Source organism: Leptospira ilyithenensis (assembly GCF_004771005.1).
In the GTDB taxonomy this organism is placed as follows: Bacteria; Spirochaetota; Leptospiria; order Leptospirales; family Leptospiraceae; genus Leptospira_A; species Leptospira_A ilyithenensis.
This window is the reverse complement of sequence record NZ_RQHV01000061.1, coordinates 343,029-367,880: the sequence shown is the minus strand read 5'-3', so window position 1 is coordinate 367,880 and position 24,852 is coordinate 343,029. Positions and strand designations below refer to the sequence as shown.

The following is a 24,852-nucleotide window of genomic DNA, read 5'->3' as shown; positions in this document are numbered from 1 at the left end:
CGTTTTTTACAAATTGGAGGAGATAACCGCAAAATCAATACCGTTTAAAGATGGGTCTTCGCTTTTTCCAAAATGGATGTAGTCGATTTCCCCGGTAAAAAAGGCAGAATGACCACTTCTCCGCCAAGGGATTTTACTAAACCGTATTCAGGTAACTTTTCTGCCAGATAATCCCCTCCTTTTGTATGAATGCTCGGTCGGATTTTTTGGATTAGATTCAAAGGAGTTTCTTCTTCAAAAGAGGAAATAAAATCAATGCAGGCAAGTCCCGAAAGAACCTTTGCTCGATCTTCCAAAGAATTGATCGGTCTAGTCGGTCCCTTTAGTCTCTGAACCGAAAGATCGGAATTCAATCCGAGCCATAACAAATCGCCCAGGTCTCTCGCTCGGGACAAATACTCTACATGACCTGGGTGTAATATATCAAAACAGCCGTTAGTAAATACTATTTTTTTACCTTCCAGAGAATTCCGTTTCCCTACAATCCGATCCTCTGAAATGATCTTTCCCGCAAGGGATGTAAAATAACTCAAAGCTCTTTCTCCAAAAGCCCTAGCTGAAACAAACTTTCTTCGATTTCGTTTGTATCCAGAGTAGCAGCTCCCAATTTTCCCACAACCACACCGGCGCTTGCATTTGCAATCAGACTTGATTCATAAATGGACATTCCTGCCGCAAGAAACGCAGTATAGGCGGAAATCACAGTGTCACCAGCACCGGTTACATCAAACACCTCTTTGGCGACCGTAGGTATATGATAGAATTGTTTCGATTTTGTTTCGTAAACAGTCATTCCTTTGTCTCCGCGGGTGATCATCACTGCTTTTGGATTTGTTTTTTCTGCAATTTCAAGACATGCGTCTTCTATTTCTTTTTCAGAAGAAAGTTTACGACCCAGTGCTTTTCCTGCTTCATGATGATTGGGGGTCATGATATCAATTTCTTTATACTGGAAAAAATGACTCACTTGAGGATCGACAGTTACGATTACATTGTTTTGAACTGCCAGTTTTATGATTTCTGAGATCAAACGAAGGGTCAAATAACCCTTGTCATAGTCGGATAGAATGATTGCTTTCGATTCTCCGATTTTTTGTTTTACCTGGGAGATTACTTGGTCTTCTTCTTCTTTGGTAAGCGGAATGATTTCTTCCCGATCGACTCTACAGACTTGCTGTTGAGAAGCGATGATTCTTGTTTTTAGGATCGTAGGAATTCCTTTTGATTCCAATAATTGAATGTCTTCTTGGGAAACATTTTCGGTAAGAAGTAAGGATTTTAATGTTTCCCCCGCTTTGTCCGCACCACAACGTCCCAAAACAATGGAAGGGTTGGAAAATGCGGAAAGATTTTTAACTACGTTTCCGGAACCGCCTAAAGTTTGTTCTTCCTTTCTCACCCAGACTACCGGAACCGGTGCTTCCGGTGAAATTCTGTCTACGGATCCGAAAAGATACTCATCCAGGATCAAATCTCCTACCACCATTATCTTTTGTTCTCCTAGCCTGGAGAAAGCTTTCTTTAACTTCAATGAATTGATTTTCAATTTGTTCTCTATTCTTTTTAGATTTACAGCTTATCAGAAAATATGCAACCTTTCTACGTGTCAACCTTCACGTTGCCTATATTTCCTCTACCAGAAGTATTCTTATTTCCTGGTACTTTTTTACCCTTACATATTTTCGAACCAAGGTATAGGCTGATGCTGGATTTTTGTCTTGAAAATGGAAACGAAATGGCAATCGCTCCCTACAAAAAGGATTGGAATTATTTGGAATCGAGCTCTCCTCCGATTGAGTCGGTTTTCGGATGGGGTCACGTGATCCAAAAAGAAGGCCTTCCCGACGGAAGATCCAATATCATTTTGGAAGGAATGGGAACGGCAAAATTAGTCAGCTACGAATCCACAGAACCGTTTCGGATCGCACAAGTAGAAAAAATCCAACAGGAATTGAACAGAAAGGATGATCCGGATTTCCAAAATCTTGTAGAAGAACTCTTGGTTTTGACAAAAAGAATATTACTTTCGGAAGGAGCCGAAGAAAACCTGATCATGAAAATGAATCATATCACCAAACATCCGTTCCCGATTGATTTTATCGCTTCCTTATTAAATTACGAATTTTCTGCCAAACAGGATATTCTTGCCACAGCCAACATTATTGAAAAAGCAAATAAACTCATACAAATCGTTCGTTCTCTCAATATGAGAGAATAAAAATCAAACAGGAGTCAGTTCTGCGATAAAGAGTAAAAATGGTGAATGTATGTTTGGTGTTTCCCGAAAAAAAACTCTGGGGTGAATCTGCTCCGCAGATTGCAAATAAAGATAGGAAGAAGTTTCTTTCCTTATATAAGCACGCATCAACCTGTCCGTTTTTTGAGAATCAATCAGGAACTGAGAAAGTAACTCGGACAAGCTGGTCGATTCGTCTTTGTCCTTTCCGCTTGCACAAAAAAATACTACCTTCTTCCCTGCATTGGAATACTCCCATCGTAACGAATGTTTCCAAGGATTTCCAAAAGATAAATCTCTCTTCTTGGTTTCTTCTTCTCTTTCTCCGATCAAACTCGGAACAAAATCATCAGTAATCAGAAAAGAATTAATTTGCAAATAATTTGTTTTGGAAAGGTAGGATTTCCAAATGCGAGGGAGTCCGGTTAGGGTAAGTGGAATCCCATTTTCCTCAAAGGAAAGAAAAGATCGAAGAGTCAGAAATGCCAAAAAAGAAGTATGAATCTGAGTTACACTTGTAAAGTCCCAAATTTCTTTTTTTTGCAAAGGGGATAAAAATAAAGAATCCATCCCGTAAAAATCCTGATGGATGTATGGATAGAAAACGGAAGGTTCTAAGGATGAAATTTTGCCATCTGAGGAGCTCACTTTGAATCTATCGGCAGAAGATAAAAAAAGAGACAAGCAAAAAAAACCGCCCTTTCAGGCGGTTTTGATTGAGGTAGTTGAAATGTTAAAAACCAATCACTCGGAAGCGTAAAGTGCAGTGATTTTATTTTTGTATTTTTCAGCGATCAAATGACGTTTCATTTTATGAAGATTCGTCATCTCATCCCCGACTTCAAATTGTTTTGTGATAAGAAAGAAGGGGGTCACTTGTTCGAAAGACTTGAATCCTGTTTTTACGTTATTCAGGGCTTTGATTTCTTTTTTATAAAAATCAACTATCTTGGGATTTTCAATAAGCTTTTGTTTATCGGTTTCACCTATCCCATTTTCCTTCGCCCATTCTCCTAATTTCTCGAAATCAGGAATCACGATAGCACCTAGATTTTTTTGATCTTGGCCGATCACCATAACTTGGAAGATATAAGGAGACTCGGTGAGTTTGTTTTCGATAGGAACCGGCTCTACGTTTTCTCCACCCAAAAGAACGACAGTATCTTTCGCACGACCAGTGATGGTTAGTGTCTTTTTGAAATTGAACATCCCTATATCACCGGTGTCCATCCAATCGTCTTTGATCACTTTCGCAGTGGTTTCGGGATTTTTATAATAGCCCTTCATCACTTGAGGTCCGCGCAAATGAATCACACCGCGTAGTCCGAATTTTCCAGCAACCAAGTTTTGATTGGCATCCATATGAGCCAGAACTTTTCCGGAATCATCACGCAATTGAACTTCGGAACCTGGAGTAATTACTCCCACGGAACCTTGTACCAAATGTTTAAAAGTTCTTACGGAAATCACCGGAGAAGTTTCTGTCATCCCGTATCCTTCCAATACGTTGATTCCGATATCATTAAAGAATGCATCCACGTGTTTTTGCAAGGCGCCACCACCGGATACGGAAGCTTTTAACTCCCCACCGGTTGCCTCTCTGATCTTAGAAAGAACGATCAGATCCAAAAGGAAATACAAAGGGGTCGTTAAAATAGCGACTATCAAGTGATAGATGCCCAAAAAAAGCGACGCGATCGGGTTTCTTCCGGTATAATCCACTTGATTTCCTTTGAGGAAACGCATGGAAGCATTGAAATGTTTTGAAAAGAAATAAGCTAACTTGAACAAACCTCTTCGAATAGCGGGTGTTTGTTTGGGATCACTGATGCGCGTATAGATACCGTTATAGATACTTTCCCAAAGACGAGGTGCTGAAGCCATAAACGTAGGTTTGGCTTTTTTCATATCGTCTCTCAGGTCGCGAACATTCGTATAATAAGTTCCACATCCGGCTGCAATCGCCAAATATTCAAATACTCTTTCAAACACGTGCCAAACAGGAAGAATGGATAACATTCTTTCTTCCGAGCGAATTAAGATCATGTTCGAGAGAATAGAACTTGTTTGATGAAGCATATTGGAATGCATTAGCATTACACCTTTAGGCATTCCTGTAGTTCCTGAAGTATAGATGATTGTGAAAAGGTCGTCAGGTTTGATTCCCTTCATGCGTTCTTCGGCTTTTTTAGAACCCTTGGCTCTCAGATCCTTTCCTTTGGAAAGAAGATCTTCCAGCTTGATAACACCGGTAGCAGTGGACTTTTTGTCCATAATCACGATGGTTTTTGCAAATTCGAATTGAGAGCGGTTTTTTTGAAATTTTTCTAAAACTTTATCATTTTCCAGAAATACGACTTTCGCTTCACAGTGATTTAGAATATAAACGATTTCTGAATCAGTAACATCCGTTCCTCGAGGCACGTCGGCCGCGCCGGCAATAAGAATGCCATAATCACTTACAATCCATTCCAAACGATTGTCAGCAATCAAAGCGATATTTTCGCGAGCTTGGACTCCAAGATCAATCAAAGCTTCCGCTAGATTCAATCCTAAATCGTAGACTTCTTTAAAAGTCGTTGGCTTATAATTTTTAGTTTCGTCTTTGCTAAAAAACGCTGGGCGATTCCCAAATTTTTCAGCACTCTGCTGGAAGAGTTCGGGCAAATTGGCTGGCATTATTGACTCCTTTCTGGATCACAAATGTAAAAAAGGTAACTCAAGAGGACTAATTTTGACACACCCAGTCAAGTCCTTTTCATCTTTAACAATGAATTAGTTTTTTAATTCATTGTATTTTTCTTATTGTGCACTACGCAAAGGTCAGTTTCCATCTTTCCAAAGGCGGGATCGAATGAGTAATCCGGAAAGGTCTTCCGCTTGTAATCCATACTGTCTATATACAAGAGATCCGTCTTTTCCGAAGACAAGCAAACAGGGCATCCCTTCTACTTTATAATTTTCTACCAACTTCCAACCCCCATCCAAAACGGTTGGGTATTCCATTTTCCATTCTTTTCTATGTTTTTCTATGACATCTTTGGAAAGATCCGAGTCAGTGTTCACTCCGTAAAAAACAAAATCATTTCCTTCTTTCGATTTTTTCCAGGCATTCACAACGGGAACCGCTTTGGTGCAAGGTTCGCACCAAGTTGCCCAAAAATCCAAGACAACTACCTTGCCTTTGAAGTTTTGAAAATTTACCGTTTCTTCCGTCGTAGCGGATAACTCCAAATCCATTAAGCTTTTTGTCGGATCTTGTGCATTTTTGCAAAAAGTGAGAGAGCTAAAAACTATCGGAAATAATATGGGAATTGAGAAATATCTCATAGGATCAGCTTTTTTTGAATTTTCGACCTTACAACTATTTCTCGTCCCTTCCCGAGTGGAAAAACTATAACAAAGGAAACTGGCAGGGAAAAGGAATTTCCATGGTTCTCCAAAATAAAGAACCGTATGAAAAAAATATCCAAACACTCGTTATTTGGAAAGAAAAAAAGAATAAATATTCCGTTTCTTTCTACCGTGAACAAATAAAAACAAAAGCGGATTGGACGGAAGAAGACATTATTGAAATTTTTGCGGACAAGATTCGGATCTCGGATCATTCCAAAGAGTGGTCCTTTCAGATTCAGGCGATGACGGAAGACAAATTCCATCTGCATGTTGAATCATTGATTCAAAAAAATCTGATTTTATATTCAGGGATCGTAGAACGAAAAAAGAGTCTGTTTCAGCGAGCGCTAAGCGTTTTTTGAAACGCCTTTTCGGTGATACTTGCCGCATTTTCCCAAGTAAAAGAAGAAATATCGGAAGTAGGCAAAATAGGATTTTTATAAAATTTTAAAATCTCATTTGCCCATTCCTTTGCATCGGCATCGGTCCTGTAAGGTAAATAGGTAACTCCCGTTCCGCCAATCTCTCTAAAGGTCGGGATATCTGAAACCATACAGTATTTTTTCTGATAGATCGCTTCCAACATGGGAATCCCAAAACCTTCGTAATGCGAAGCAAAAACAAACAACCCGGCATTTTTATAAATATGTTGCAAGTCAATGTCAGCAATGGAATCCAAAATATGCAAATCACCAAATAACGACTGTTCCTGCCTCAACTCTTCTATAAATTCCTGACTTTCCCAACCGATCTTACCGACAATTACCCAATTCTGATGTTCTTTCGGATTCAGCCTTCTGTATTCCCTGAATACTTTCAATAAGAAGGGGTAGTTCTTTCTGGGTTCGATTGTGGATACGGAAAGTATGTAATTTTCTCCCAAATCGGTAATTCTTCTGGATGGAGTGTCGAGAAGCGCCTCGTCTATTTCCTTCTGATTCACCCCGGGATACGAAACTCCTGTTTTTTCGGGATCATATCCGAAGAAAGAACACATATCTTCACTGGTTTGTTTGGAGATAGAGAGAATATGAGATGCTCTCTTTACAGAGTATCTTTGAAACATCCTTTGTTGGATTCGGGCCAAAGGCCTCATCGTTTTCGGATAAAGATAAAGAACGAGGTCACAATAAGTCAGAACTGCTTTCAACTTACGCGGTAAAAAAGGAGGTAGAATTTGTTGAGAACCCCAAAACAAATCCAATTTGAAAAATCTAAAAAGAATAGGAAGGAATAGATTGTAATAAATTCCCCCCTTCCATTTAAAGGCTCCCCCCCGTGAAACAAAAGTTATGTTGGATAGAGATAAAATGCCGTTATGGTCTTTATGAATCGGCAGATGTGAAAATAGGTAAAAATGATATTTTTCAGGATTAGGAAATGCTTTGATCGTTTCCGCAATAAGCCTCCCTACTCCCGAAATCCGGGTAGAGAGAGGTCTTGCATCCATTCCTATCCGGATTACTTCTACCATTTATCCCTTACTTTCAAAGTCAGAGATTCAACGGGAATTTTATCCAAAAGATAATCAACGGCATTTTTAGTGCCTGCTACCAATCCGTAAGACCGAGTGTCTTTATTATTAAATGTATAGGATTCTTCATTTTTTAAGGGAAAAAATCGAAATGCACGGGAAGACAAGAGGGAGATGCCTCCGCAAATATCCCATTCGTTTTTTGGTTTTAAAGAAACGATCAAGTCACCTGCTCCCGCAGATAACAAACCCAATTTGTAAGCGATACTTCCCAAAGGGATCACTTCAAAATTTTCTTTCCATGTATCTTCTGAAAAAAGTCCTTCTTTCATTTCGGAAAGAGATACGAATAACTTCGGTTTGGTAGTCGATGTTTTAAAATCCTTTTCTTCACTGTCAGTCTTGGATAATTCGGATTCAATCAATTGAATGTTCTTGGAAGATAGAAAAGGTGCAGAGAGTTTTACAAAAAAGCTGGATTCATTTTTGGAAAAAAACTCACCTGTAGCGGGGTTAAAAATGACTCCCCAATACGGCTCTCCGTTTTTCGCCAAACCCAAGCTCAACGCAAATTGATCGTTCTTTTTTACGAATTCGCGAGTCCCGTCAATCGGATCCAAAATCCAAACCCATTCTTTATCCAACCTTTCCGAATCATCTTTTCTTTCTTCAGACAAAAATCCGTGGCTTGGAAAGTTTTTGGAAATCTGTTCGTAAAGTATATCATTCGCAAGCAAATCAGCTTCGGTGACCGGATCGTTTCCCCCTTTGTCTTTTACAAGAAAATCGGTTTGATAAATCGAGAGAATTTTGTCCCCCGCATACAACACCCATTTCCAAACTTCTCCGAATTCTTTTCTGTCCATCAATAGATTCAAATCTCCTTTATTTCGGCGGAGTAACTGCTTTTTCTTCCGAATGAGCCGCGTTCAAATCTGCACCATTCGGTTTTTCCAGAATCTTTTCCTCATAGGGGGAAACATAATAAGATTCGGGATCGGCGCTATAGGAATAGGAAATAACAAAGTTTTTGTATTTCACATAAAGGTTGTTAGTTCCTTCTGGTCTTTCCGTTTGCACATCCTTGAATTTCAAATCTTTTAATTCCTTTTTAGGCTCTCTTACTTTGCGGGAAAGAGTCACCTTTAATGAATTGATCACATTGGTTTCAAAAATCTTTTTTTTCTCTTCCGGGGTAAGTTTTTGATTGCGAAGATAATCTTCAAGTTTGGTAAATTCTTCCGCAAGCCCGCCGCCTGTCCCAGTTGATTGGGCAGAAAGAATCTGGCCGAAAAAAAGAGTGAAAATAAGTAAAAGAACAAATTTCATACAACAACCTCCAAAAAAATGACAACCGAATCAGAGATCCGAAGGATCTTTGTTATAATATAATCTCCAAGGGAGTGTATGCCAATAAGAATTTTTTCTCAACATGGCTTCCGAACACTACTTCCACTTTTTGATTGTCCCCCGAACCGGAGACCGATTTAATTTTTCCCTCTCCGTACACTTTGTGACGAACCTTCATTCCCACCTTGTATGTGCCTGTATTTTTTTGGGAATGGATAGATTCGTTTTTTTCCTCTTTGCTGCTGATTCGGGAAGCCTCGGGCGAATGACTCGGTTTTCTGACACCGTAACTGGATTCGAACCAGTCCCCGCTCAAATGTTCCTTGGGAATCTCCTCCAGAAACCGGGAAGGAATTCTAGCTTCGACCTCTCCGAATTTGCGGGTATAACGGGAAAGACTGATTTCCAAATGTTCACGTGCTCTCGTGATCGCCACATAACAAAGTCTTCTTTCTTCCTCCACACCTTCTTTCGTATCACTCGCTAAAAAATGTGGAAATGTTCCTTCCTCCATCCCTGCAAGATAAACATGTTTGAATTCCAAACCCTTAGCGTTATGTACTGTCATAAGAATTACATAGTCGGCAAGATCCTTTGTATTATCTTCACTTGTGATAAGAGAAATATTTCCAAGATATTCTTCCAGGCTAGGATTTTCCGAGTTCTCCTCGTATTCCTTGAGTGCATTTACAAATTCGTTTAAGTTTTCCAATCGGGAAAAAGCTTCTTCCGTATCTTCATTTTCCAGATACTCTCTATACCCCGACCGTTCAATCAATTCATAAGCGATGTCTGACGCAGGTTCTTGTTTTTCATGATCACTCATCAAATCTTCAAACAATGTGGATAGATCTTTTAATTTTTGCGCAGTTCCTTTTTTGATCTCGGGAATTTTCTTCGATAAACACTCATAAAGCGAAATTCCTTCCTGGACGGAGTAAGAAATCAATCGTTCCACAGTAGTCTCACCGATCCCTCGGGGAGGCGAATTGATAATTCTAAGAAGCGATGTTGAATCCAAAGGGTTTATAATAATGGATAAATATGCGATTAGGTCTTTTACTTCTTTTCTGTCGAAAAACCGGAATCCTCCGAATATTTTATAAGGAATCGCATTTTTTCTGAAAGTTTCCTCAAAATAGCGGGACTGACTGTTGGTTCTATAGAAGATCGCATGTTCCGAATAACGGGTAGTAGGTTTTTTATACCTTTTTATTTTTTGTAAAATTCCGTTGGATTCTTCAGTTTCATTCTGATACAAAGTAACTTTGATTTTTTCACCAGCAGGGTTATTTGTTCTCAAAGTTTTTTTCGTTCTGACTGTGTTATTGGCGATGACACTTGCTGCTGCATTGATGATCGTTTTTGTGGATCTGTAATTTTCTTCCAATTTAACGATAAGCGCTTCCGGATAATCCTTACTGAAGTTCAGAATGTTCGTAATATCCGCACCACGCCAGGAATAAATGGATTGATCATCATCGCCTACCACGCATAAGTTTTTTGTCTTGGAGGCAAGCAGCTGAACCAGATGGTATTGGATCTTGTTAGTATCCTGGTATTCGTCCACCATGATGTACTGCCAGTAGGTCTGATATCTTTCCAAAACCATCGGATAGTCACGAAATAAAATGACAGTGAGTAGAATCAAATCTCCGAAATCGGCCGCATTTCGTTTTAGTTTTTCTCTTTCATATTCCAAAAAAACATCCGAAATGGTTCGCGTATAACCGTCATCCTGGTTCTTTCTGGAATACTCTTCCGCAGTAAGAAACGCATCCTTTGCATGCGAGAAAGCATTGCTTAGATGGGAAGGTTTGAACTCTTTAATATCCAAATCTTTTTTCTTTAGAATTTCTTTGATCAGAGACTCTTGCATATCGCTATCGTATACGGTAAAATTGGATCCAAGCCCGACAGACTTTCCTTCTCTTCTCAGGATATAAAGACATAACGAGTGAAAGGTTCGGATAAACGGTTCTGAGTCTCCTTTTTTAATTTCCAAAAGAGATTGGCAACGTTCTCTCATCTCTTGCGCTGCTTTATTTGTAAATGTAACCGCCAATATACGGTTTGGAAAGACGGAATGTTCTTTAACTAATTTGGCAATCCGATAGGTAATGACTCTGGTTTTTCCTGAGCCAGCTCCTGCCAAAATCAAAACAGGACCTTCTACCGTCTGAACCGCTAATGTTTGTTCTTCGTTTAGGTCGGCATTCACTAAAAACGCAAATCTCCAATTCCGAATACAAATTGAAACGTATTAGAGTCAGGATAAGTGGAAAAAGGATGTTCTCCCGAACCGGTATAACGGATTTTTTGAGCGAAATACAAACGCAGCGGCAATACCGGGATTTGAATCCTTAACCCGAATCCCCAGGAGTATTTGAAATTTTGCAAGGACATGTTTTTGCTGGAGAGAACCAGTCTGCCCGGATCATTGAGATCTAACGGGGATTCGGCGAGCGGCTGACCGTATTGATTGAAATGTTCGTAAAAATAAGTTTCGTAAGGTTTAGTATAACGTTGGTTTAAAACGGTTTGGTCATATGCTTGAAAATAATCTTTTCTTTCGCCTACCGCTTTATTGACCTCTTCATACATAGCACCGGCATCCCAGAAAACCACGAACCATAATAAGGACGGCTCGATCGGAAAGCGTAATTCTGATGTAAATAATACCCTGCTCGCCGCACCGTTTTTCCATTCGTCGGGATAGTATTTATCATCAAAAAACCATCCTCTTAAGGATTCATAACCACCTAAATAAAGGCGATCCTGGACTTGAATATAAGGAACTTTTTCTTTGTCCTGGCTTTTACGAAAAGGCGCTCTTTCGTATGTAAAAACGGAAGAAGTTCTAAATTGCTGGACCACTCTCCAACGTCTGAGAGCATTTTTTCTGATAAGTCCGAAGAAAGTATAATCAAACCAAGTTTGGTAATATTCCATAATAGGACTGTACTGGTCAAAATGACTTTCCCCACCCAAAACCTGACCAACGTTATCCAATGAAAAAACCAAGTTAAACCCTTGAGTCGCATTGAAAACATTATCCCGGCTATCGTAAGCAATTCCGTTTGTAAGTTGGGAACGAAATTGCCAACCTCGGTCCACCTCCGCCAATACCTGATCCGACACGAGAGATGTAGGTCTTGTAGACGCAAAAAAGGAAGGAGAGTAACGGTGAAAATGTGTCCAGTTGATTAAAAAGCGATGACCAATCCCCGCACTTACCCCGACCCCCGCTCTTTCATAAGAAGCAGTTTCCTTGATTCCCTGGTTGTTGTTTTCAGTGATGGAAGTCGCACCCACGTAAAGGGTTCTTGCTGAATAAAAAGCAGAAAGAGTCAACGACCAAGGTTTATCGTATAACCAAGGTTCCGTCCAAGACAATTGAAAATACCTTCTTATCGGTCCGAATTCGATCCTTCCTTGGATCTGTTGCCCTGTTCCGTTTAAATTGTTCTCTCCCAACTGTGTAAAAATGGAAAATCCGGTGATGGTTCCGTAACCACCGCCCATGGAAACAGTCCCTGTAGGTTGTTCCACAAGTTCGATGATCAAATTCATTTTGGTTTCATCGGAACCGGGGCGCATGTTAAAGTTTACTTCTTTAAAATAACCCAGGTTGAAGATCCTTTCCCGGGAGCGGTTCACGAGCATGGAATTGAAAAGGTCTCCCGGCTTGAAAAGAAGTTCTCTTCGAATCACCCGGTCTAATGTCTTTTTATTTCCTTTGATAATGATATTTTCAACGAATGCCAAATTGTTTTCACGAATCGTAAAATCAACATGAATGAATTTTTTACCCCGAAGGCCTTTGTTTGCATCATAGAGAGATCTTAATTTTGTGATGTTTAATCGGGAATATTCTTCTTCGCATTCCTTTATGGCATCCGGGTTCGTTCTCTTCGAACAATTTTCATACCTGCTGAGTGAATCTTCCGACAATTCTACTATACGTCGTCTGGGAATGACTTGGGCAAAAAGATAACCCTTTTGCGAATAATTCTCGTTAATCGTCCCTCTGTCTTTTTGAAATTTGGATTCGTCAAAAACCTCGCCGATATCGTTATCTCCGAATTCATAAAGACCTTTCAAATGTTTGATTTCGTAAACAGGTTTCCATTCTTCCTGAGGAGTACCCGGAGGGTTGTTTTCCTTGTTGAGATACAAAGGCATTCCGCTAGGAGCGAGTGTCATATCATGCGCGGTTGAATATCCGTTGAAAAAATACTGATCCCCTTCGGTCAATTTGAAGTTTACAATCACAACGCGCTTGTCTTTCTTTTTGGGATTTTCCCATTTGATTTCCCAGTTGGTCCCGTCGTTACTCAGTTCCGCATCCACATAACCTTTAGATTTTAGAAAACCGATGATCTTTTGTTTGTCGGACTCAAAGGCGGATTCTTTAAATACTCCGGATTCGATGATTCCGGATTCCTTTAAATCTAGGATTCCTTGCAATTCATAAGTATCAACTTCCGAATTTCCGAATATATTGATTTTGGAAACAGGGATTTCTTCCCCTTCATCAATAATGAATTTTGCCCGGACAGTATTTGTTTCTTCGTCGATCGGATCTGTTTCAAATCGAACGTAAGCAAGAAAAAAACCTTCATCACGGTATTTCTTGAGAATTACTTCTTTGGATAAGGCTACTTTTTTCGGAGTGATTACTTCGTTTTCCTTAAGAGGGATTTTTTCCCTTAAATCGGAAGGAAAAACCTCATCCGCACCAATGAAATCAATGTCTTTGACCCTTGGTCTCTCCTGGACTACGACTAAAATTTTAACTCCGTCGGTTCCGTCCAACTCTCCCTGGATATCGATTTGGAAAAAGTATCCTGATTGAAATAAAGCACGAATATCCGCATTGATCATTTCCGTAGTGAGCAGAATATCAACCCGCATCTCCATCATCTCCGAGATGTCATTTGAAGATGTGTTTCTATTTCCCTGAAATTCTATCTTTGTGATTTTTTTATTAACAAAAGAAGTTTTATTGGAGTAGAGGGCATGCCACTGCACCGAAAATATAAGTCCGATGCTAAATATGACTGCAGAAAAGGAATATAATTTCTTTGATTTCAAAAATCTATTTTGAAGTACCTTTTACCATTGCTAAGTTAAATCGGCTAACACCCGCTGCATTTACAGCATCTATTACTTTTACAACAATTTGGTAAGAAGCACCGCCATCTCCGCGGATAATTACTTTATTCTTTTTTGGGTCTCTTTCTTTTTCAGGCCCTAAAAACCCGTTGATCTTCTCTGTCAAAGAATCCAATGCAACTGCTTCCGTATTCTGATCTAAAAACACTTTGCCTTGTTTATCAACAGTGATGATCAATTCATCTTTTACTTTTTCCTTGGCTACACTGGAGGATCTGGGAAGTTCCACTTTCAAAGCGGTATTCTTTTCCAGGGTAGCATTCATAAGAAAATAGATAACAATAAAAGAAATAACGTCAATGAGTGGCGCGAGTTCGATATTGCTGAATGATTGTTGCTTCTTGCGAAACTTCATAATAACTTATTTTTGCTTGGTTACGTAGGGAAGCACAAGATCCGTTGCATTTTCCAATTCGATAATTCGCTCTTCTTTTGAACGAGAGAAATAATTGTAAAATACATACGCTGGAATGGCAACTCCGAGCCCCATAGCAGTTGTTACTAAAGCCTCCGAGATTCCTACTTCCGCTCCCTTGGTTCCGGCACCTTCTGCAAATGACCGGACGATTCCAATCACGGTTCCAAGAACCCCCAGAAGAGGTGCAATGGTAGCGATGGTTCCGAGACTGGTGAGGTATTTTTCCATAAGACTGATTTGGCGAAAACCTTCCTGTCTTACATCATCCTCCAGATACTCTACGTTTCTGCGCTTCAGGTCGAAGGCTAACTGTAATACTACGGAAGCAGGAGCAATCGTCTTTTGTGAAAGAAGATCTTTTGCCTCATCCCATTTTTTTTCCCTAACAAGTTCTCTGATTTTTTTCAAATCATCCTGAGGGATGGGTTTCAACTTCCAGAAAAAAACAAGTCGTTCAATGATAATGGTAAAACCAACAATAGATACGAAGATAATTACAATCGGTATCGTTTCAGGTGGAACGGAAGAAATAATTGAATCTGATTTAGCGAAAGGAAAGAACATTAAATGACCCCAATTCAGGATTACAGAATAAGGATTTCTTTCTTCCCTTTTTCGCCAAATACTATTTTAATCCAATTAAACTGCCTTCTTCTGTAATAAATCTGTTGCAGCCTTGAGAACACCTTGGGTGACTTGTTTCCCTCCGATCATCCGGGCTAGCTCCAATTTGCGTTCCCCAAAATTTAAAATTTTTGCCTGACTGAAAGTGCGTCCATTTTCAGCATATTTCGCAAGCAGGAAGTGAGAATCCGCAGACGCAGCGATCTGTTGTGTGTGCGTGATAAGCAAAATCTGTGAATTGCGTGACAATCTCTTCAGTTTTGTGGCCAAAGCATTCGCAGCCTCTCCTCCGAGGCCGGTATCCACCTCATCCAAGATCAAAATCGGAGGAGATGGGCAAAATTTCCCAAGCACACTCCTGAGTCCAAGCATCACTCTGGACAATTCCCCACCGGACACCACTTTGCGGAGAGGCCTTGGTTTTTCACCCAAATTGGCACTAAAATAGAATTCCACTTGGTCGAGTCCCGATTCTGACAGGAAATAAGACTTGGCACCGTCTTCCACCTCTCCGTTCGGATTTTCCTCCCATCGCAAAACAACTTGCAGACGGGCTCCCTCCATTCCCAGATCCTGCAATTCTTTCTGCACTTCTTCTTCGAAAGAATTCAAAATATTGCGTCTGGATCTGGACAATTGAAATACAAGTTCTTTCAATTCGGCAAGGGATTGGTCGTGTTTTTGAACTAAAAAATCACGATCGTCTTCTTCCAAAGACCATTTTTCCAATTCTGCCTTTTTCTCTTGCAGTTGGAGTAGAATATCCGCGACAGAAGAGGAGTACTTTTTTTTGAGCTTGGTCAATTCCTGCAATCTTGTCTGAACCATATCCAAACGATCCGGGCTGAAAAATAATTCTTCTTCGTCCTCTCTGAGTGTGGATTTAAGCGCTTTCAAGCGATCATATACATCTTCCCATTCTTCCCGGATGGGCATTTTTTCAGGAACAAGCTGAGTGATCTTTTCAATAGAATGCAAAAGAGAGGGAAAGACTTTGAGAATCGAGTTTTCCTTATCGGACAACTCTTCCAGGATATAACGGTAGTTTTCCGATAATTTCTCTCCGTTGGCGAGAAATCGTTCTTCTTGGGCGAGAGACTCGTCCTCACCCTCTTTGGGGGAAATGGATTCGATCTCTCCGATTTCGTAATTAAGTATTTCCCTTCTTTTTTTGGAATGTAATACAGATTCTTCGAAACTGACCAATTTTTCCTTCCAATGCCTGAAGTTTTGCAAGGAAAGTTTCACTTTTGCCTTTAAAGATTCCAAACGACCGAAACGATCCAAAAACTCCAACTGATGGGATTTTTCCAAAAGGAAAAGTTGTTCGTTCTGACTGTGAATTTCTGCAATCGTCTTTCCCAGCTCCCGCAAGTGAGTCGTCGAAGCAAGAGAGTCTCCGATTTTGACCCTCGCTTTTCCATCTTTTAACAGCTCTTTGGTGAGAATGATCTCCTCGCCCTCCCATTGGAATCCTTGTTCCGTGAGATAGGTCTTTGCCTCGGGATGATCCTTTAAAGAAACAATCGCTTGGAGGGAGTATTTCTCTTTTCCGGTTCGGATATTGGAAGTGGAACACCTCCCCCCGAGGAGTGATGTTACCGCATCAAAAACGAGAGACTTGCCTGAACCTGACTCTCCTGTAAAAATAGAAAGCCCTGTCTGAAAGTCCAAATCCAGGGATTCAATCAAGGCGAAGTCGCGAATTTTTAAATGTGTAATCATACCAAACTCCTATTTGCTATACACATGATAACTACTTAACGGATAACTAGTCAACAAAAAACTTTGAAACTGGTGAAAAACAAAATTTCTTTTCGCAAAGATCCTGGAATCTGGCAGAAGAGTTGGCTTAAAATGAAAGATATCGAAGGCAAAATCCACTTGGTTTCCGGGCTTCCCCTGTTTCGAAGTTTGCAAAAAAAAGAACTTCAATTGGTGGCGGAAAGTGTGCAGATTGTAGAATCCAAAAGAGAGGAATTACTCTATAAAAAAGGGGAAAACAACCAAAGTCTTTATCTGATTCTTTCAGGATCCGTTCGGATTTATATCCCGGCGAAGGGAGAAATCAAAGAAGAAGAATTACAGGTTCTTAAAAAAGGAGAATATTTTGGAATCCACTCTCTTTTGACAGGAGAAGATCATTCCCATCATGCCAAAACACTTTCCGAATCAAGATTTCTCGTACTATCCCAAAACAATTTCCAGGAACTGATCCGCAAAATCCCTTTTCTTTCCACGACATTTTCCAAAATGCTAACAAAGACTTTGCGAAACGAACTTTTGGGCAGCAAAGAATACTTTCGCAACTCGGTAGTTTGTTTTATCCATTCATCCCCTTTTGCCATGGATTTTTATTCTACCAGATTGGCGGAAGCAATAGAAGAAGAATCGGGGAAAAAGACAGTCATACTTCGTTTCAACCAGCAAACGGTCAGCGATATTATAAAATCGGACGCACTGAAACAATATAGATTCAAAAGCCCCGATAAAATCAAAGAAACATTGGGGAGGCATTACCCAACGCATTCATTTATATTTTTGGAAATCTTTCCGGAAGACCCGCCCGAACTCATACGAACACTTTTGGAAGAATCGGATAACATAGTCAACCTGGTGGGGAAAAACAAACCTACGGAAGAAAATCCTTTCGATCCTTTGAAAGAATGTATTTCCGAAGAATCCAAATCCAACGAAGTTCTTTATCACGAAACCCCCATCGAATCCATCATTGATGATGGAAAATTGGAAATTCATATCCGTAGAAAGGCGCGTGAATTTTCAGGAGTCCAAGTGGGGATTGCACTCGGAGGAGGAGCCGCTTTAGGACTCGCCCAAGTGGGAATTATGAAAGTCTTTGAAGAAGAAGGACTTGCCTTGGATATCATTTCCGGAACCAGTATAGGTTCCGTGATAGGAGCTTTCTGGGCGAGCGGCCTCGGCTACAAAGGGATCTTACCTTTGTTAAACGAAATTGATTCCATATTCAAAATGTTGAAATTGGTTGATTTCTCTTTTCCGGGACAAGGACTTCTCCACGGAAAGAATGTAAGAAGTTTATTGGAAAAATATCTGGGGGATTTGTATTTTGAGGACCTTCCGATCAAACTCAGACTTGTTTCCTGCGATATCACGAACAGAAAGGAAATCGTCCTTTCCGAAGGAAGAGTGCTCGATGCGGTAATGGCAAGTATTTCCATTCCGGGAGTGTTTGTTCCCCAGCCCCAGGAAAACGGAAAAATCTATGTAGACGGAGGGATTGTAAACCCACTTCCCGTTTCTCCTCTGAAACTGGAAGGAGTGGAAAAAATCATCGCAGTGAATTCCATGCCTTCGTCCCGGGATACGATGAAAACAAACAAATTATTGAATTTGAATGTGCTTGATATCATTGTAAATAGTCTCTATTCCCTCCAATACAGAATCGGGAAATACTCGGCACAGGATGCGGATGTTTACCTCAATCCGATTCTTGAAAATTCGAATTGGTTTGAATTTTGGAGAAACAAGGAATTCATTCAGTTGGGGGAACAAGTGGCCCGGGACTCTCTTTCTGACATCAAAAAGCTATACCAGAAGTAAATATAAGATTTTTGTTGAATTCTTTATACGGGAAAAAGATTTCCTTTTCAATCCGGTAAATAAATTATTATACAGAAAGTCCAGGATACTGGAAAGATTCAGAAATACAAAAAACGTCCGAGGATTCTTATGTCAAAATTTTCCAATTCAGTTTTTAGTTCCCTGGTTTTAGTGATGAGTTTCACCGCTTGCGTAGATGAAAAAGCCAGCGAAAAAGACCAAGATGCTGCCATCGGTGCGGCTTTGCTTTCCCAATTGTCCAGATCTGGATCTTTATCCGGCACAAGCTCAACAACAGGAAAGTTTCCCATCCCGACCTGTGAAGTAGCCGCTCCCGCATTCTCATCTTTGGCGACGGCAGGTTTTAATTCCACTTGCGGTTCTTCCGGCTGTCATGACGGAACTACCAGATACAATGCGACTAACTACAACCAGGTAAAAGGTTATACAGTTGCCGGGTCACCTACTACCTCCTCACTTTACACTGCCCAATCCACAGGTTCCATGGCTGTGAACACAAATCAATCCGTAGACAAAGCCATCTACTGCTGGATATTAGGCGGTTCCAACCCTTGAAATACTTTGCACTGCTTTTCCTCATATCCGGAATTACATTTACAAGTGCAATCCGGTCGGAATCCAAACGTTGGACTGTAAATTCCGGCAAAGTTTATTTCAAATCGGAATCGAGCCTGGAAACAATCACCGGAGAAGGAATGACCGTTTCCGGTTGGGTGGACGGCAAGTCGAAACAGATTTATATAGAAGTCAATTTGAAGGACCTAAAAACTCCGAACCGACTACAGACATCCCATCTACATGACAATTATCTGGAAACAGGACTTTACCCCCTCGCCATATTTTCAGGATCCGTTTCTGAAATCAAAGAACAAGGGGAAGTGAAAGCTACAGGCAGTCTCGAACTTCACGGCAAGAAAAAGGAAAATGTTTCTCTCACGGGAAATCTAAAGAAAGATAGCGGCTCCCTCGAGCTACTGTCCTATTTTACAATTAAATTAGAAGATTATAATATTCAAGTCCCGCAATTATTAATCATGAAAATCAATCCGGAAATCCAAGTCAAAGTCAAACTAAGTTTAATTTCAGAGTAATCAAATGATCCATTCCAAAACTTTCAAATTCAAATACCTATCGGTAATAGTATCCTCTTTCTTTCTAGTATTCTCATCGCCGCGCCATGCAGACCCGGTGCCCCAAACTCATTTTATGGGAACAAGTCTGCTTTATATGCCAAGCACGGAAGACATCGGGGCGAAAAATTTAGTTTTTCGGTTCAATCATAGATTCGGAAGCGCAAAGCCCGGATCCGATAATTTTTTAGGGCTGGATGAAGGCGCCAATACGCAACTTTCCCTGGACTACGGAATTACTGACAGATGGAGTGTTGGAATCGCAAGAACTTCGCAGTTCAAAACCTATGAAGCAAGAACTAAGTTCCGTTTGGTGTCACAGGACTGGTTCCCCTTTACTGTAAGTCTATTCGGAGTGGCAGGCCAGGAAACTTCCGACCAATCCCTTATATTTTCGTATTACACCCGTTCCTGGACGGGAAATTCCACCTTGGACAACAGAATCAACGGTGGTCTTAATACTTATGAACTAACAGACCAGGACAAAAGATCCTATATGGGGTCCCTACTTATCTCTAGAAAATTTACAGATAGAATTTCGATCCAAGCATCCCCCATGTACACCCATCGGAACTTCGCTCCCTATAATATTTCCAATGCAAGAACCGGTCTTTCCATCGGAGGTAGATTCAAGATCACAAGCCGCATCGATATCAGCTTTGAATCCATTCTCACACCCAAAAGGGATTATTTCGGAGACAATTATTCGGTTGAGTCGCAAAAAACAACAATCGACGGGATCACCCAACTCACGGGAGACCAAATTAACAGAGGTTTAATGGCTGGCTCCGTTTCGATGAACGAAATCATCTTGAAAAACCTGATCTTGGACAAATCCGTTGAACATAGATTCGTTCCTATGGGGATGGGAGTGGATATTGAAACCGGCGGGCATGTATTTCAATTCTTTGTTTCCAATACGAGAGCGCTTGCCCATACACAGCTTCTCAGAGGAGCAGACTATGATTATAGCAAAAAGGAATTCTCGCTCGGATTTAATATTCTAAGACAGTTTTCTTTCGGAGAAGAGAAAGAAAAAGAAAATTGGTGATAAGGAAATCTTTCGGAAAATATGAGAGTAACCGAACCGGTTCAGATTTTAATCTCTATCGGGAGATAGGATCACTATATTGAAAGGTTCCCGTTCATTATTTACGGACTCTCTGATTTTTTCGGACAACCGCAAAGCTCCTACAATCACAGTCCCTGTAGTGAGTCCGGCAAAGATACCTTCTTTTTCATAAAGATCCGCTTGGAGATGAAGTGCCTCTTCAGACGAAACGTTAAAATACTCATCAATGAGTTTGGGATCGTAAACCGCAGGAAGGGAAATCGCTTCCTGTTCCATTTTGTCTTTGGCTCTACCATAACGCAGAAAGGTAGAATTTTGTTTTCCGGCAATCACTACCTTCAAACGGGAGTTTTGCGATTTCAAATACCTTCCGATTCCAGTGATGGCTCCGCCTGTTCCTGGTGCGGAAACGATCGCCCCTACTTTTCCCTGCAAGTCTCTCCAGATCTCAGGTCCCGTCGTCTTAAAATGAAAATTGGGGTTTGCAGGATTTGCGGATTCATCAGGAATCCAACCGTTGACTTTTTGGGCTTTGGAAGCGGCAAGCTCCGCAAGTCTGGTCTGATCAGATTCATTGGTAACGGACACTTCCGCACCGTAACTTCTTAAAATCTGAATCCTTTCCTGTGAGGTATGAAGAGGCACCAAACAATATACAGGGTACTCTCTGAATTTTCCAATCCAGGTAAAACTGATGGAGGAAGAGCCAGCCCCGTACAAAACCACTGACATACCTTTTTTTAGTTTTCCGCGTCTTTCCGCGTCAATGAACATGGCAAGCGCAGTCCTGTCTTTGGCGGAACCTGTAGGATTTAGAAATTCCGCCTTTAAGTAAAAATGAATACCTATATATTCGGAACCAATCCGATTCAAACGAATGAGAGGAGTGTTGCCAACCAATTGCAAGATGCTGTCTTTGATCGGATTGGCAACGGACAATTCCTTTCCAAAGATACCTTGGACACTATTCAGTGCCTGCAAGAGGCTGTTTCCTAGGTCATCGATACCTTTTGTAATTGGTTCTAACATGGGATTATTTTACTCGGATTAACTCTACGTCAAAAATCAATGTGGAATTTGCAGGGATCGGTCCAACTGCTCTCGCACCGTAACCGAATTTAGGCGGGATGGTTAATTTTCGTTTTCCGCCTTCTTTCATACCCGCGATTCCCTTTTCCCAACCTTGGATCACTTGTCCGGAGCCCAGGTCGAAAGAAAAAGGTTCACCCCGTTCTACGGAAGAATCAAATACCTTTCCATTGGTCAATTTCCCCGTGTAATGAACGGTAACTGTTGTTCCGCGAAGTGCTTCTTTTCCAAGACCGAGTTTCGTATCTTGGATGAGTAGGTCGTCTGCAGCAAAAAGCGAAGTAATCGATGCTAAGGCTAAAAAAGGAATGAATCGTTTTATCATAATGGAATATATTATACTACGTTTCTATACAGCCAGGGAACATCTTTTTGATTCGATTCTTCAAATTTTTGAATTTTATCCGCTTTTTGAAGAGTGAGTCCGATATCATCCAGACCATTGAGTAAACAATGTTTACGGAAAGAATCAACCTCAAAAGAATAAGATTTCCCCTCTTCGGTGAATACCAATTGTTTTTCCAAATCGACAGTGAGCTTTGCCCCTTCCTTTTTAAAAACACTTTGAAATATTTCTTCTACTTTGGATTCATCCAAAACGATCGGTAACATTCCGTTTTTAAAACAATTGCTAAAGAAAATATCAGCAAATGAAGGAGCAATGATGGAACGAAACCCGTAATCTTCCAAAGCCCAAGGAGCATGTTCTCTCGAAGAACCGCATCCGAAATTGTCACGGGTGACAAGAATGGTAGCACCTCGGTAACGGGGTAAATTCAAAACAAATTCGGGATTTGGTTTTTCGCCCGCATCATCCAAAAATCTCCAGTCATGAAACAAATGTTTACCGAATCCGGAACGTTCGATTTTTCTTAAAAATTGTTTCGGGATGATCTGATCCGTATCTATGTTTGCTTTGTCTAATAATCCTGCGATTCCATTTAAAACGGTAAATGCTTTCATAAATTTTTCCTTATTTCCACTCTCTGATATCTACGAAGTGACCTTCGATCGCGGTGGCAGCTGCCATGGCCGGCCCTACCAAATGGGTGCGTCCGCCCTTTCCTTGTCTTCCCTCGAAGTTACGATTGGAAGTGGAGGCACATCTGTCCCCTGGGGAAAGTACATCGTCATTCATGGCAAGACACATGGAACATCCCGGATTTCTCCATTGAAAGCCTGCCTCAAGAAAAATCCGATCCAAACCTTCCTTTTCCGCCTGGCGTTTCACTCTACCGGAACCGGGCACAATGATCGCTTCTACTGCGCTGCTCACTTTTTTGCCTTTTACCGTATTTGCTACCACTCGTAAATCTTCAATCCGGGAATTGGTACAAGATCCGATGAATACTTTATTTACCTTAATGTCAGAAATCCTTTGACCTGCATTTAACCCCATATAGGCGAGGGCAGATTCCGCCGATTTTTTCTGAATCGGATCGGTAAAATCATTCGGACCGGGAACTTGCGCAGTCACGGGAACTACTTGTCCGGGGGAAGTTCCCCAAGATACCATCGGCGCGATTTCATTTGCATTCAAAACAACAGTCTTATCGAATTTGGCGCCTGGATCGGTAGCGTATGACTTCCATTTGGCGACTGCTTTGGTCCATTCTTCTCCTTTGGGAGAATAGTCTCTTCCTTCCAGATAAGCTACGGTAGTATCATCGGGAGAAATAAGTCCTGCACGGGCCCCCGCTTCAATCGCCATATTGCAGATTGTCATACGACCTTCCATGGAAAGAGTCCGGATGGCTTCTCCCGTAAATTCGATTACGTAGCCTGTGGCACCGTCGGTACCGATTTTTCCTATGATTGCAAGAACGATGTCTTTTGCAGAAACTAGCGGCGAAAGTTTGCCATCCACCCGAATCTCCAAAGTTTTAGGTTTTTTCTGAACCAGGGTTTGAGTTGCGAGAACATGTTCCACTTCGGATGTTCCGATTCCGAAAGCAAGGGCTCCGAAAGCTCCGTGAGTGGCCGTGTGGGAATCCCCACAAACGATTGTTAATCCCGGATGAGTGATCCCTAGTTCGGGAGCAACTACGTGAACAATTCCATTGTCCGGGTGGTTTGTATCAAAAAGAGTGATTCCGTTTTCATTGCAATTGTTCATCAGAGTTTGCATTTGAAGAACGGACACAGGATCGGCGGTTTTCCAATCCTTGGATCTTGTGGAAACATTATGATCCATAGTAGCAAAAGTCGCATCAGGACGACGCACTTTTCTTTTGGTTAATTTTAAATTTTCAAAGGCCTGCGGGCTTGTGACTTCATGGACGAGGTGACGATCTATATAAATAATGCAAGTTCCATTCTCCTCATCGACAAGATGGTCGTTCCAAATTTTCTCAAACATCGTTTTCATTCGATAGATCCCCTACCATAGTCATACCTTAGACTAGGGGTAATGCGTCCAGAGAATTTGAAAACAGGGCCGAGTCAAACTAAGGAGTTTGGACGGAAGTGCCTGCTTGGAAGGTCGCGGGAGAGGAGCAAGCCGAAGTTGCAGTCGCAAGAACCATAGGAGGTCTGTAGACTGAAATGATAGCTCCTATCCCTGATTGTTTCAACATGCAAGAGCCTACCACAGTCGCATCTTCCGTACATTTTCCCGTTTGTTTGGTTCCTCCTGACAAACAATCCGTGAAAGACCCATAGTAGTTTTGGCAGATTCCTGTACTAGCATTATCACAAGCGAATTTAAAAGTAGTCGAAGAGTTTCCATTCAAAATATCCGTAAGACTTCCTCCGGAAATGGATTGAACAGGAGTGCCCGTTGTGATTACAGTGAGAGGTGCACTGTCAGGATTTTGTTTTTGGTAGAGATAAAATAAATAACTGCCTGCCTTGAGAAAGGCAAACGTAGTTGCACCGCTACTTACCGTTCTGGTGTATTCGGTTCCGTCCTTTGTGAGAGGGTCAGTGTCCAATTTGAGAGGGCAAGTGGAAGAAGAATAAACGGACATATTTATATCCTGATTGAACACTACATTCGTAGCGATCTGAGCTCCGGTGATCTGCATAACTGCGTAATAGGTATCACCTACCATTTTGAATTGAACCTTTCCTGACGTGGTGGTAATTCCGGTATACCCTGCTTTGATTTGGTTGCCGATGCCTGCAATCGTACATCCGTCCGTTCCCGATTCATTGGAAAGAAGCAATGCAGTCGCCGAACTATTATTTGTTGTCTTGCCGGAACAAACAACGGAAAAAACAGAAATGAATAGAAGTAACGAAACGATTCTCATATCTTTTTCCCTTTATAAAATAACATTT

24 protein-coding genes are annotated in these 24,852 nt (G+C 41.0%); 6 read left to right on the top strand and 18 right to left on the bottom strand.

The features are described 5' to 3' along the window. Nucleotides 1–44 precede the first annotated feature (44 nt). The gene (gene rfaE2, locus EHS11_RS15065) at nucleotides 45–503 is read right to left on the bottom strand and encodes a D-glycero-beta-D-manno-heptose 1-phosphate adenylyltransferase (RefSeq protein WP_246047985.1); all 459 of its coding nucleotides are present in this window, start codon (nucleotides 501–503) and stop codon (nucleotides 45–47) included. 26 nt (nucleotides 504–529) lie between these two features. Continuing rightward, nucleotides 530–1,546: a D-glycero-beta-D-manno-heptose-7-phosphate kinase gene (gene rfaE1 / locus EHS11_RS15060; RefSeq protein WP_281282581.1), complete on the bottom strand. Its 1,017-nt coding sequence runs from the start codon at nucleotides 1,544–1,546 to the stop codon at nucleotides 530–532. A 42-nt stretch (nucleotides 1,547–1,588) separates the two neighbouring features. On the opposite strand from rfaE1, the gene EHS11_RS15055 reads away from it, so the two are divergent. Next, complete coding sequence (locus EHS11_RS15055; protein WP_167884463.1) at nucleotides 1,589–2,218, top strand: LON peptidase substrate-binding domain-containing protein; 630 nt, start codon at nucleotides 1,589–1,591, stop codon at nucleotides 2,216–2,218. Between the two features lie 3 nt (nucleotides 2,219–2,221). Here EHS11_RS15055 and EHS11_RS15050 read toward each other — a convergent pair whose 3' ends face one another. The 3 genes from EHS11_RS15050 to EHS11_RS15040 form a co-directional block, all read right to left on the bottom strand. After that, on the bottom strand, nucleotides 2,222–2,884 hold the full coding sequence (locus tag EHS11_RS15050; RefSeq protein ID WP_135765196.1) for an LIC11631 family protein: 663 nt from the start codon (nucleotides 2,882–2,884) through the stop codon (nucleotides 2,222–2,224). Nucleotides 2,885–2,980: 96 nt separating this feature from the next. Then, the gene (locus tag EHS11_RS15045) at nucleotides 2,981–4,915 is read right to left on the bottom strand and encodes an AMP-dependent synthetase/ligase (protein WP_135765195.1); all 1,935 of its coding nucleotides are present in this window, start codon (nucleotides 4,913–4,915) and stop codon (nucleotides 2,981–2,983) included. A 144-nt stretch (nucleotides 4,916–5,059) separates the two neighbouring features. Then, a complete protein-coding gene (locus tag EHS11_RS15040) occupies nucleotides 5,060–5,566 on the bottom strand; it encodes a TlpA family protein disulfide reductase (RefSeq protein WP_135765194.1) in 507 nt (168 codons plus the stop codon). Nucleotides 5,567–5,580: 14 nt separating this feature from the next. Between EHS11_RS15040 and EHS11_RS15035 the strand changes: the two genes are divergently transcribed. Next, complete coding sequence (locus tag EHS11_RS15035) at nucleotides 5,581–5,994, top strand: hypothetical protein (RefSeq protein ID WP_135765193.1); 414 nt, start codon at nucleotides 5,581–5,583, stop codon at nucleotides 5,992–5,994. Here the strand turns inward: EHS11_RS15035 and EHS11_RS15030 are convergent. The 8 genes from EHS11_RS15030 to recN form a co-directional block, all read right to left on the bottom strand. Continuing rightward, a complete protein-coding gene (locus tag EHS11_RS15030) occupies nucleotides 5,970–7,106 on the bottom strand; it encodes a glycosyltransferase family 4 protein (protein ID WP_135765192.1) in 1,137 nt (378 codons plus the stop codon). The genes EHS11_RS15035 and EHS11_RS15030 overlap by 25 nt on opposite strands. After that, a complete protein-coding gene (locus EHS11_RS15025) occupies nucleotides 7,100–7,972 on the bottom strand; it encodes an inositol monophosphatase family protein (RefSeq protein ID WP_135765191.1) in 873 nt (290 codons plus the stop codon). Before EHS11_RS15025 ends, EHS11_RS15030 begins: the two co-directional genes overlap by 7 nt. A 19-nt stretch (nucleotides 7,973–7,991) precedes the next feature. Then, the gene (locus EHS11_RS15020; protein ID WP_135765190.1) at nucleotides 7,992–8,435 is read right to left on the bottom strand and encodes an LIC11625 family surface-exposed protein; all 444 of its coding nucleotides are present in this window, start codon (nucleotides 8,433–8,435) and stop codon (nucleotides 7,992–7,994) included. Nucleotides 8,436–8,487: 52 nt separating this feature from the next. Continuing rightward, nucleotides 8,488–10,677, bottom strand: coding sequence for an ATP-dependent helicase (locus EHS11_RS15015; RefSeq protein WP_425460591.1), 2,190 nt, complete (start codon nucleotides 10,675–10,677; stop codon nucleotides 8,488–8,490). Further along, on the bottom strand, nucleotides 10,677–13,553 hold the full coding sequence (locus tag EHS11_RS15010) for a BamA/OMP85 family outer membrane protein (protein WP_135765188.1): 2,877 nt from the start codon (nucleotides 13,551–13,553) through the stop codon (nucleotides 10,677–10,679). The genes EHS11_RS15015 and EHS11_RS15010 overlap by 1 nt, the downstream gene beginning before the upstream one ends. A 4-nt stretch (nucleotides 13,554–13,557) precedes the next feature. Next, complete coding sequence (locus EHS11_RS15005) at nucleotides 13,558–13,989, bottom strand: ExbD/TolR family protein (RefSeq protein WP_109019900.1); 432 nt, start codon at nucleotides 13,987–13,989, stop codon at nucleotides 13,558–13,560. Nucleotides 13,990–13,995: 6 nt separating this feature from the next. Next, nucleotides 13,996–14,616: a MotA/TolQ/ExbB proton channel family protein gene (locus EHS11_RS15000; protein ID WP_109019901.1), complete on the bottom strand. Its 621-nt coding sequence runs from the start codon at nucleotides 14,614–14,616 to the stop codon at nucleotides 13,996–13,998. 75 nt (nucleotides 14,617–14,691) lie between these two features. After that, nucleotides 14,692–16,401 (bottom strand): DNA repair protein RecN, encoded by a 1,710-nt coding sequence (recN, locus tag EHS11_RS14995; RefSeq protein ID WP_135765187.1) that lies wholly within the window; start codon nucleotides 16,399–16,401, stop codon nucleotides 14,692–14,694. A gap of 132 nt (nucleotides 16,402–16,533) precedes the next feature. On the opposite strand from recN, the gene EHS11_RS14990 reads away from it, so the two are divergent. The 4 genes from EHS11_RS14990 (at nucleotide 16,534) to EHS11_RS14975 (ending at nucleotide 20,460) form a co-directional block, all read left to right on the top strand. Beyond that, nucleotides 16,534–18,258 (top strand): patatin-like phospholipase family protein, encoded by a 1,725-nt coding sequence (locus EHS11_RS14990; RefSeq protein ID WP_135765186.1) that lies wholly within the window; start codon nucleotides 16,534–16,536, stop codon nucleotides 18,256–18,258. Between the two features lie 129 nt (nucleotides 18,259–18,387). After that, nucleotides 18,388–18,834: an LIC11213 family lipoprotein gene (locus EHS11_RS14985; RefSeq protein WP_135765185.1), complete on the top strand. Its 447-nt coding sequence runs from the start codon at nucleotides 18,388–18,390 to the stop codon at nucleotides 18,832–18,834. After that, a complete protein-coding gene (locus EHS11_RS14980) occupies nucleotides 18,831–19,370 on the top strand; it encodes a YceI family protein (protein WP_135765184.1) in 540 nt (179 codons plus the stop codon). The genes EHS11_RS14985 and EHS11_RS14980 overlap by 4 nt, the downstream gene beginning before the upstream one ends. 4 nt (nucleotides 19,371–19,374) lie before the next feature. Further along, complete coding sequence (locus EHS11_RS14975) at nucleotides 19,375–20,460, top strand: DUF5777 family beta-barrel protein (RefSeq protein ID WP_135765183.1); 1,086 nt, start codon at nucleotides 19,375–19,377, stop codon at nucleotides 20,458–20,460. Nucleotides 20,461–20,508: 48 nt separating this feature from the next. Here the strand turns inward: EHS11_RS14975 and EHS11_RS14970 are convergent, their stop codons facing one another. From EHS11_RS14970 to EHS11_RS14950, 5 genes are all read right to left on the bottom strand, one after another. Next, nucleotides 20,509–21,510: a PLP-dependent cysteine synthase family protein gene (locus tag EHS11_RS14970; protein WP_135765182.1), complete on the bottom strand. Its 1,002-nt coding sequence runs from the start codon at nucleotides 21,508–21,510 to the stop codon at nucleotides 20,509–20,511. A 4-nt stretch (nucleotides 21,511–21,514) separates the two neighbouring features. After that, entirely contained in the window at nucleotides 21,515–21,895 is a 381-nt protein-coding gene (locus EHS11_RS14965) for an FKBP-type peptidyl-prolyl cis-trans isomerase (protein WP_135765181.1), read from the bottom strand. 11 nt (nucleotides 21,896–21,906) lie between these two features. Next, on the bottom strand, nucleotides 21,907–22,533 hold the full coding sequence (gene leuD / locus EHS11_RS14960) for a 3-isopropylmalate dehydratase small subunit (protein WP_135765180.1): 627 nt from the start codon (nucleotides 22,531–22,533) through the stop codon (nucleotides 21,907–21,909). 10 nt (nucleotides 22,534–22,543) lie between these two features. Next, the gene (leuC, locus tag EHS11_RS14955; RefSeq protein WP_135765179.1) at nucleotides 22,544–23,938 is read right to left on the bottom strand and encodes a 3-isopropylmalate dehydratase large subunit; all 1,395 of its coding nucleotides are present in this window, start codon (nucleotides 23,936–23,938) and stop codon (nucleotides 22,544–22,546) included. A 79-nt stretch (nucleotides 23,939–24,017) separates the two neighbouring features. Further along, the gene (locus tag EHS11_RS14950; RefSeq protein ID WP_167884462.1) at nucleotides 24,018–24,824 is read right to left on the bottom strand and encodes a hypothetical protein; all 807 of its coding nucleotides are present in this window, start codon (nucleotides 24,822–24,824) and stop codon (nucleotides 24,018–24,020) included. Nucleotides 24,825–24,852 lie beyond the last annotated feature (28 nt).

What these genes read in the sequence shown, in the direction of transcription:
- EHS11_RS15055 (WP_167884463.1), top strand. Translation starts at nt 1,589, where the DNA reads ATGCAACCTTTCTACGTGTCAACCTTCACGTTGCCTATATTTCCTCTA.
- EHS11_RS15045 (WP_135765195.1), bottom strand. Translation starts at nt 4,915, where the DNA reads ATGCCAGCCAATTTGCCCGAACTCTTCCAGCAGAGTGCTGAAAAATTT.
- EHS11_RS15040 (WP_135765194.1), bottom strand. Translation starts at nt 5,566, where the DNA reads ATGAGATATTTCTCAATTCCCATATTATTTCCGATAGTTTTTAGCTCT.
- EHS11_RS15030 (WP_135765192.1), bottom strand. Translation starts at nt 7,106, where the DNA reads ATGGTAGAAGTAATCCGGATAGGAATGGATGCAAGACCTCTCTCTACC.
- EHS11_RS15025 (WP_135765191.1), bottom strand. Translation starts at nt 7,972, where the DNA reads ATGGACAGAAAAGAATTCGGAGAAGTTTGGAAATGGGTGTTGTATGCG.
- EHS11_RS15020 (WP_135765190.1), bottom strand. Translation starts at nt 8,435, where the DNA reads ATGAAATTTGTTCTTTTACTTATTTTCACTCTTTTTTTCGGCCAGATT.
- EHS11_RS15005 (WP_109019900.1), bottom strand. Translation starts at nt 13,989, where the DNA reads ATGAAGTTTCGCAAGAAGCAACAATCATTCAGCAATATCGAACTCGCG.
- EHS11_RS15000 (WP_109019901.1), bottom strand. Translation starts at nt 14,616, where the DNA reads ATGTTCTTTCCTTTCGCTAAATCAGATTCAATTATTTCTTCCGTTCCA.
- recN (WP_135765187.1), bottom strand. Translation starts at nt 16,401, where the DNA reads ATGATTACACATTTAAAAATTCGCGACTTCGCCTTGATTGAATCCCTG.
- EHS11_RS14990 (WP_135765186.1), top strand. Translation starts at nt 16,534, where the DNA reads ATGAAAGATATCGAAGGCAAAATCCACTTGGTTTCCGGGCTTCCCCTG.
- EHS11_RS14985 (WP_135765185.1), top strand. Translation starts at nt 18,388, where the DNA reads ATGTCAAAATTTTCCAATTCAGTTTTTAGTTCCCTGGTTTTAGTGATG.
- EHS11_RS14975 (WP_135765183.1), top strand. Translation starts at nt 19,375, where the DNA reads ATGATCCATTCCAAAACTTTCAAATTCAAATACCTATCGGTAATAGTA.
- EHS11_RS14970 (WP_135765182.1), bottom strand. Translation starts at nt 21,510, where the DNA reads ATGTTAGAACCAATTACAAAAGGTATCGATGACCTAGGAAACAGCCTC.
- EHS11_RS14965 (WP_135765181.1), bottom strand. Translation starts at nt 21,895, where the DNA reads ATGATAAAACGATTCATTCCTTTTTTAGCCTTAGCATCGATTACTTCG.
- leuD (WP_135765180.1), bottom strand. Translation starts at nt 22,533, where the DNA reads ATGAAAGCATTTACCGTTTTAAATGGAATCGCAGGATTATTAGACAAA.
- leuC (WP_135765179.1), bottom strand. Translation starts at nt 23,938, where the DNA reads ATGAAAACGATGTTTGAGAAAATTTGGAACGACCATCTTGTCGATGAG.
- EHS11_RS14950 (WP_167884462.1), bottom strand. Translation starts at nt 24,824, where the DNA reads ATGAGAATCGTTTCGTTACTTCTATTCATTTCTGTTTTTTCCGTTGTT.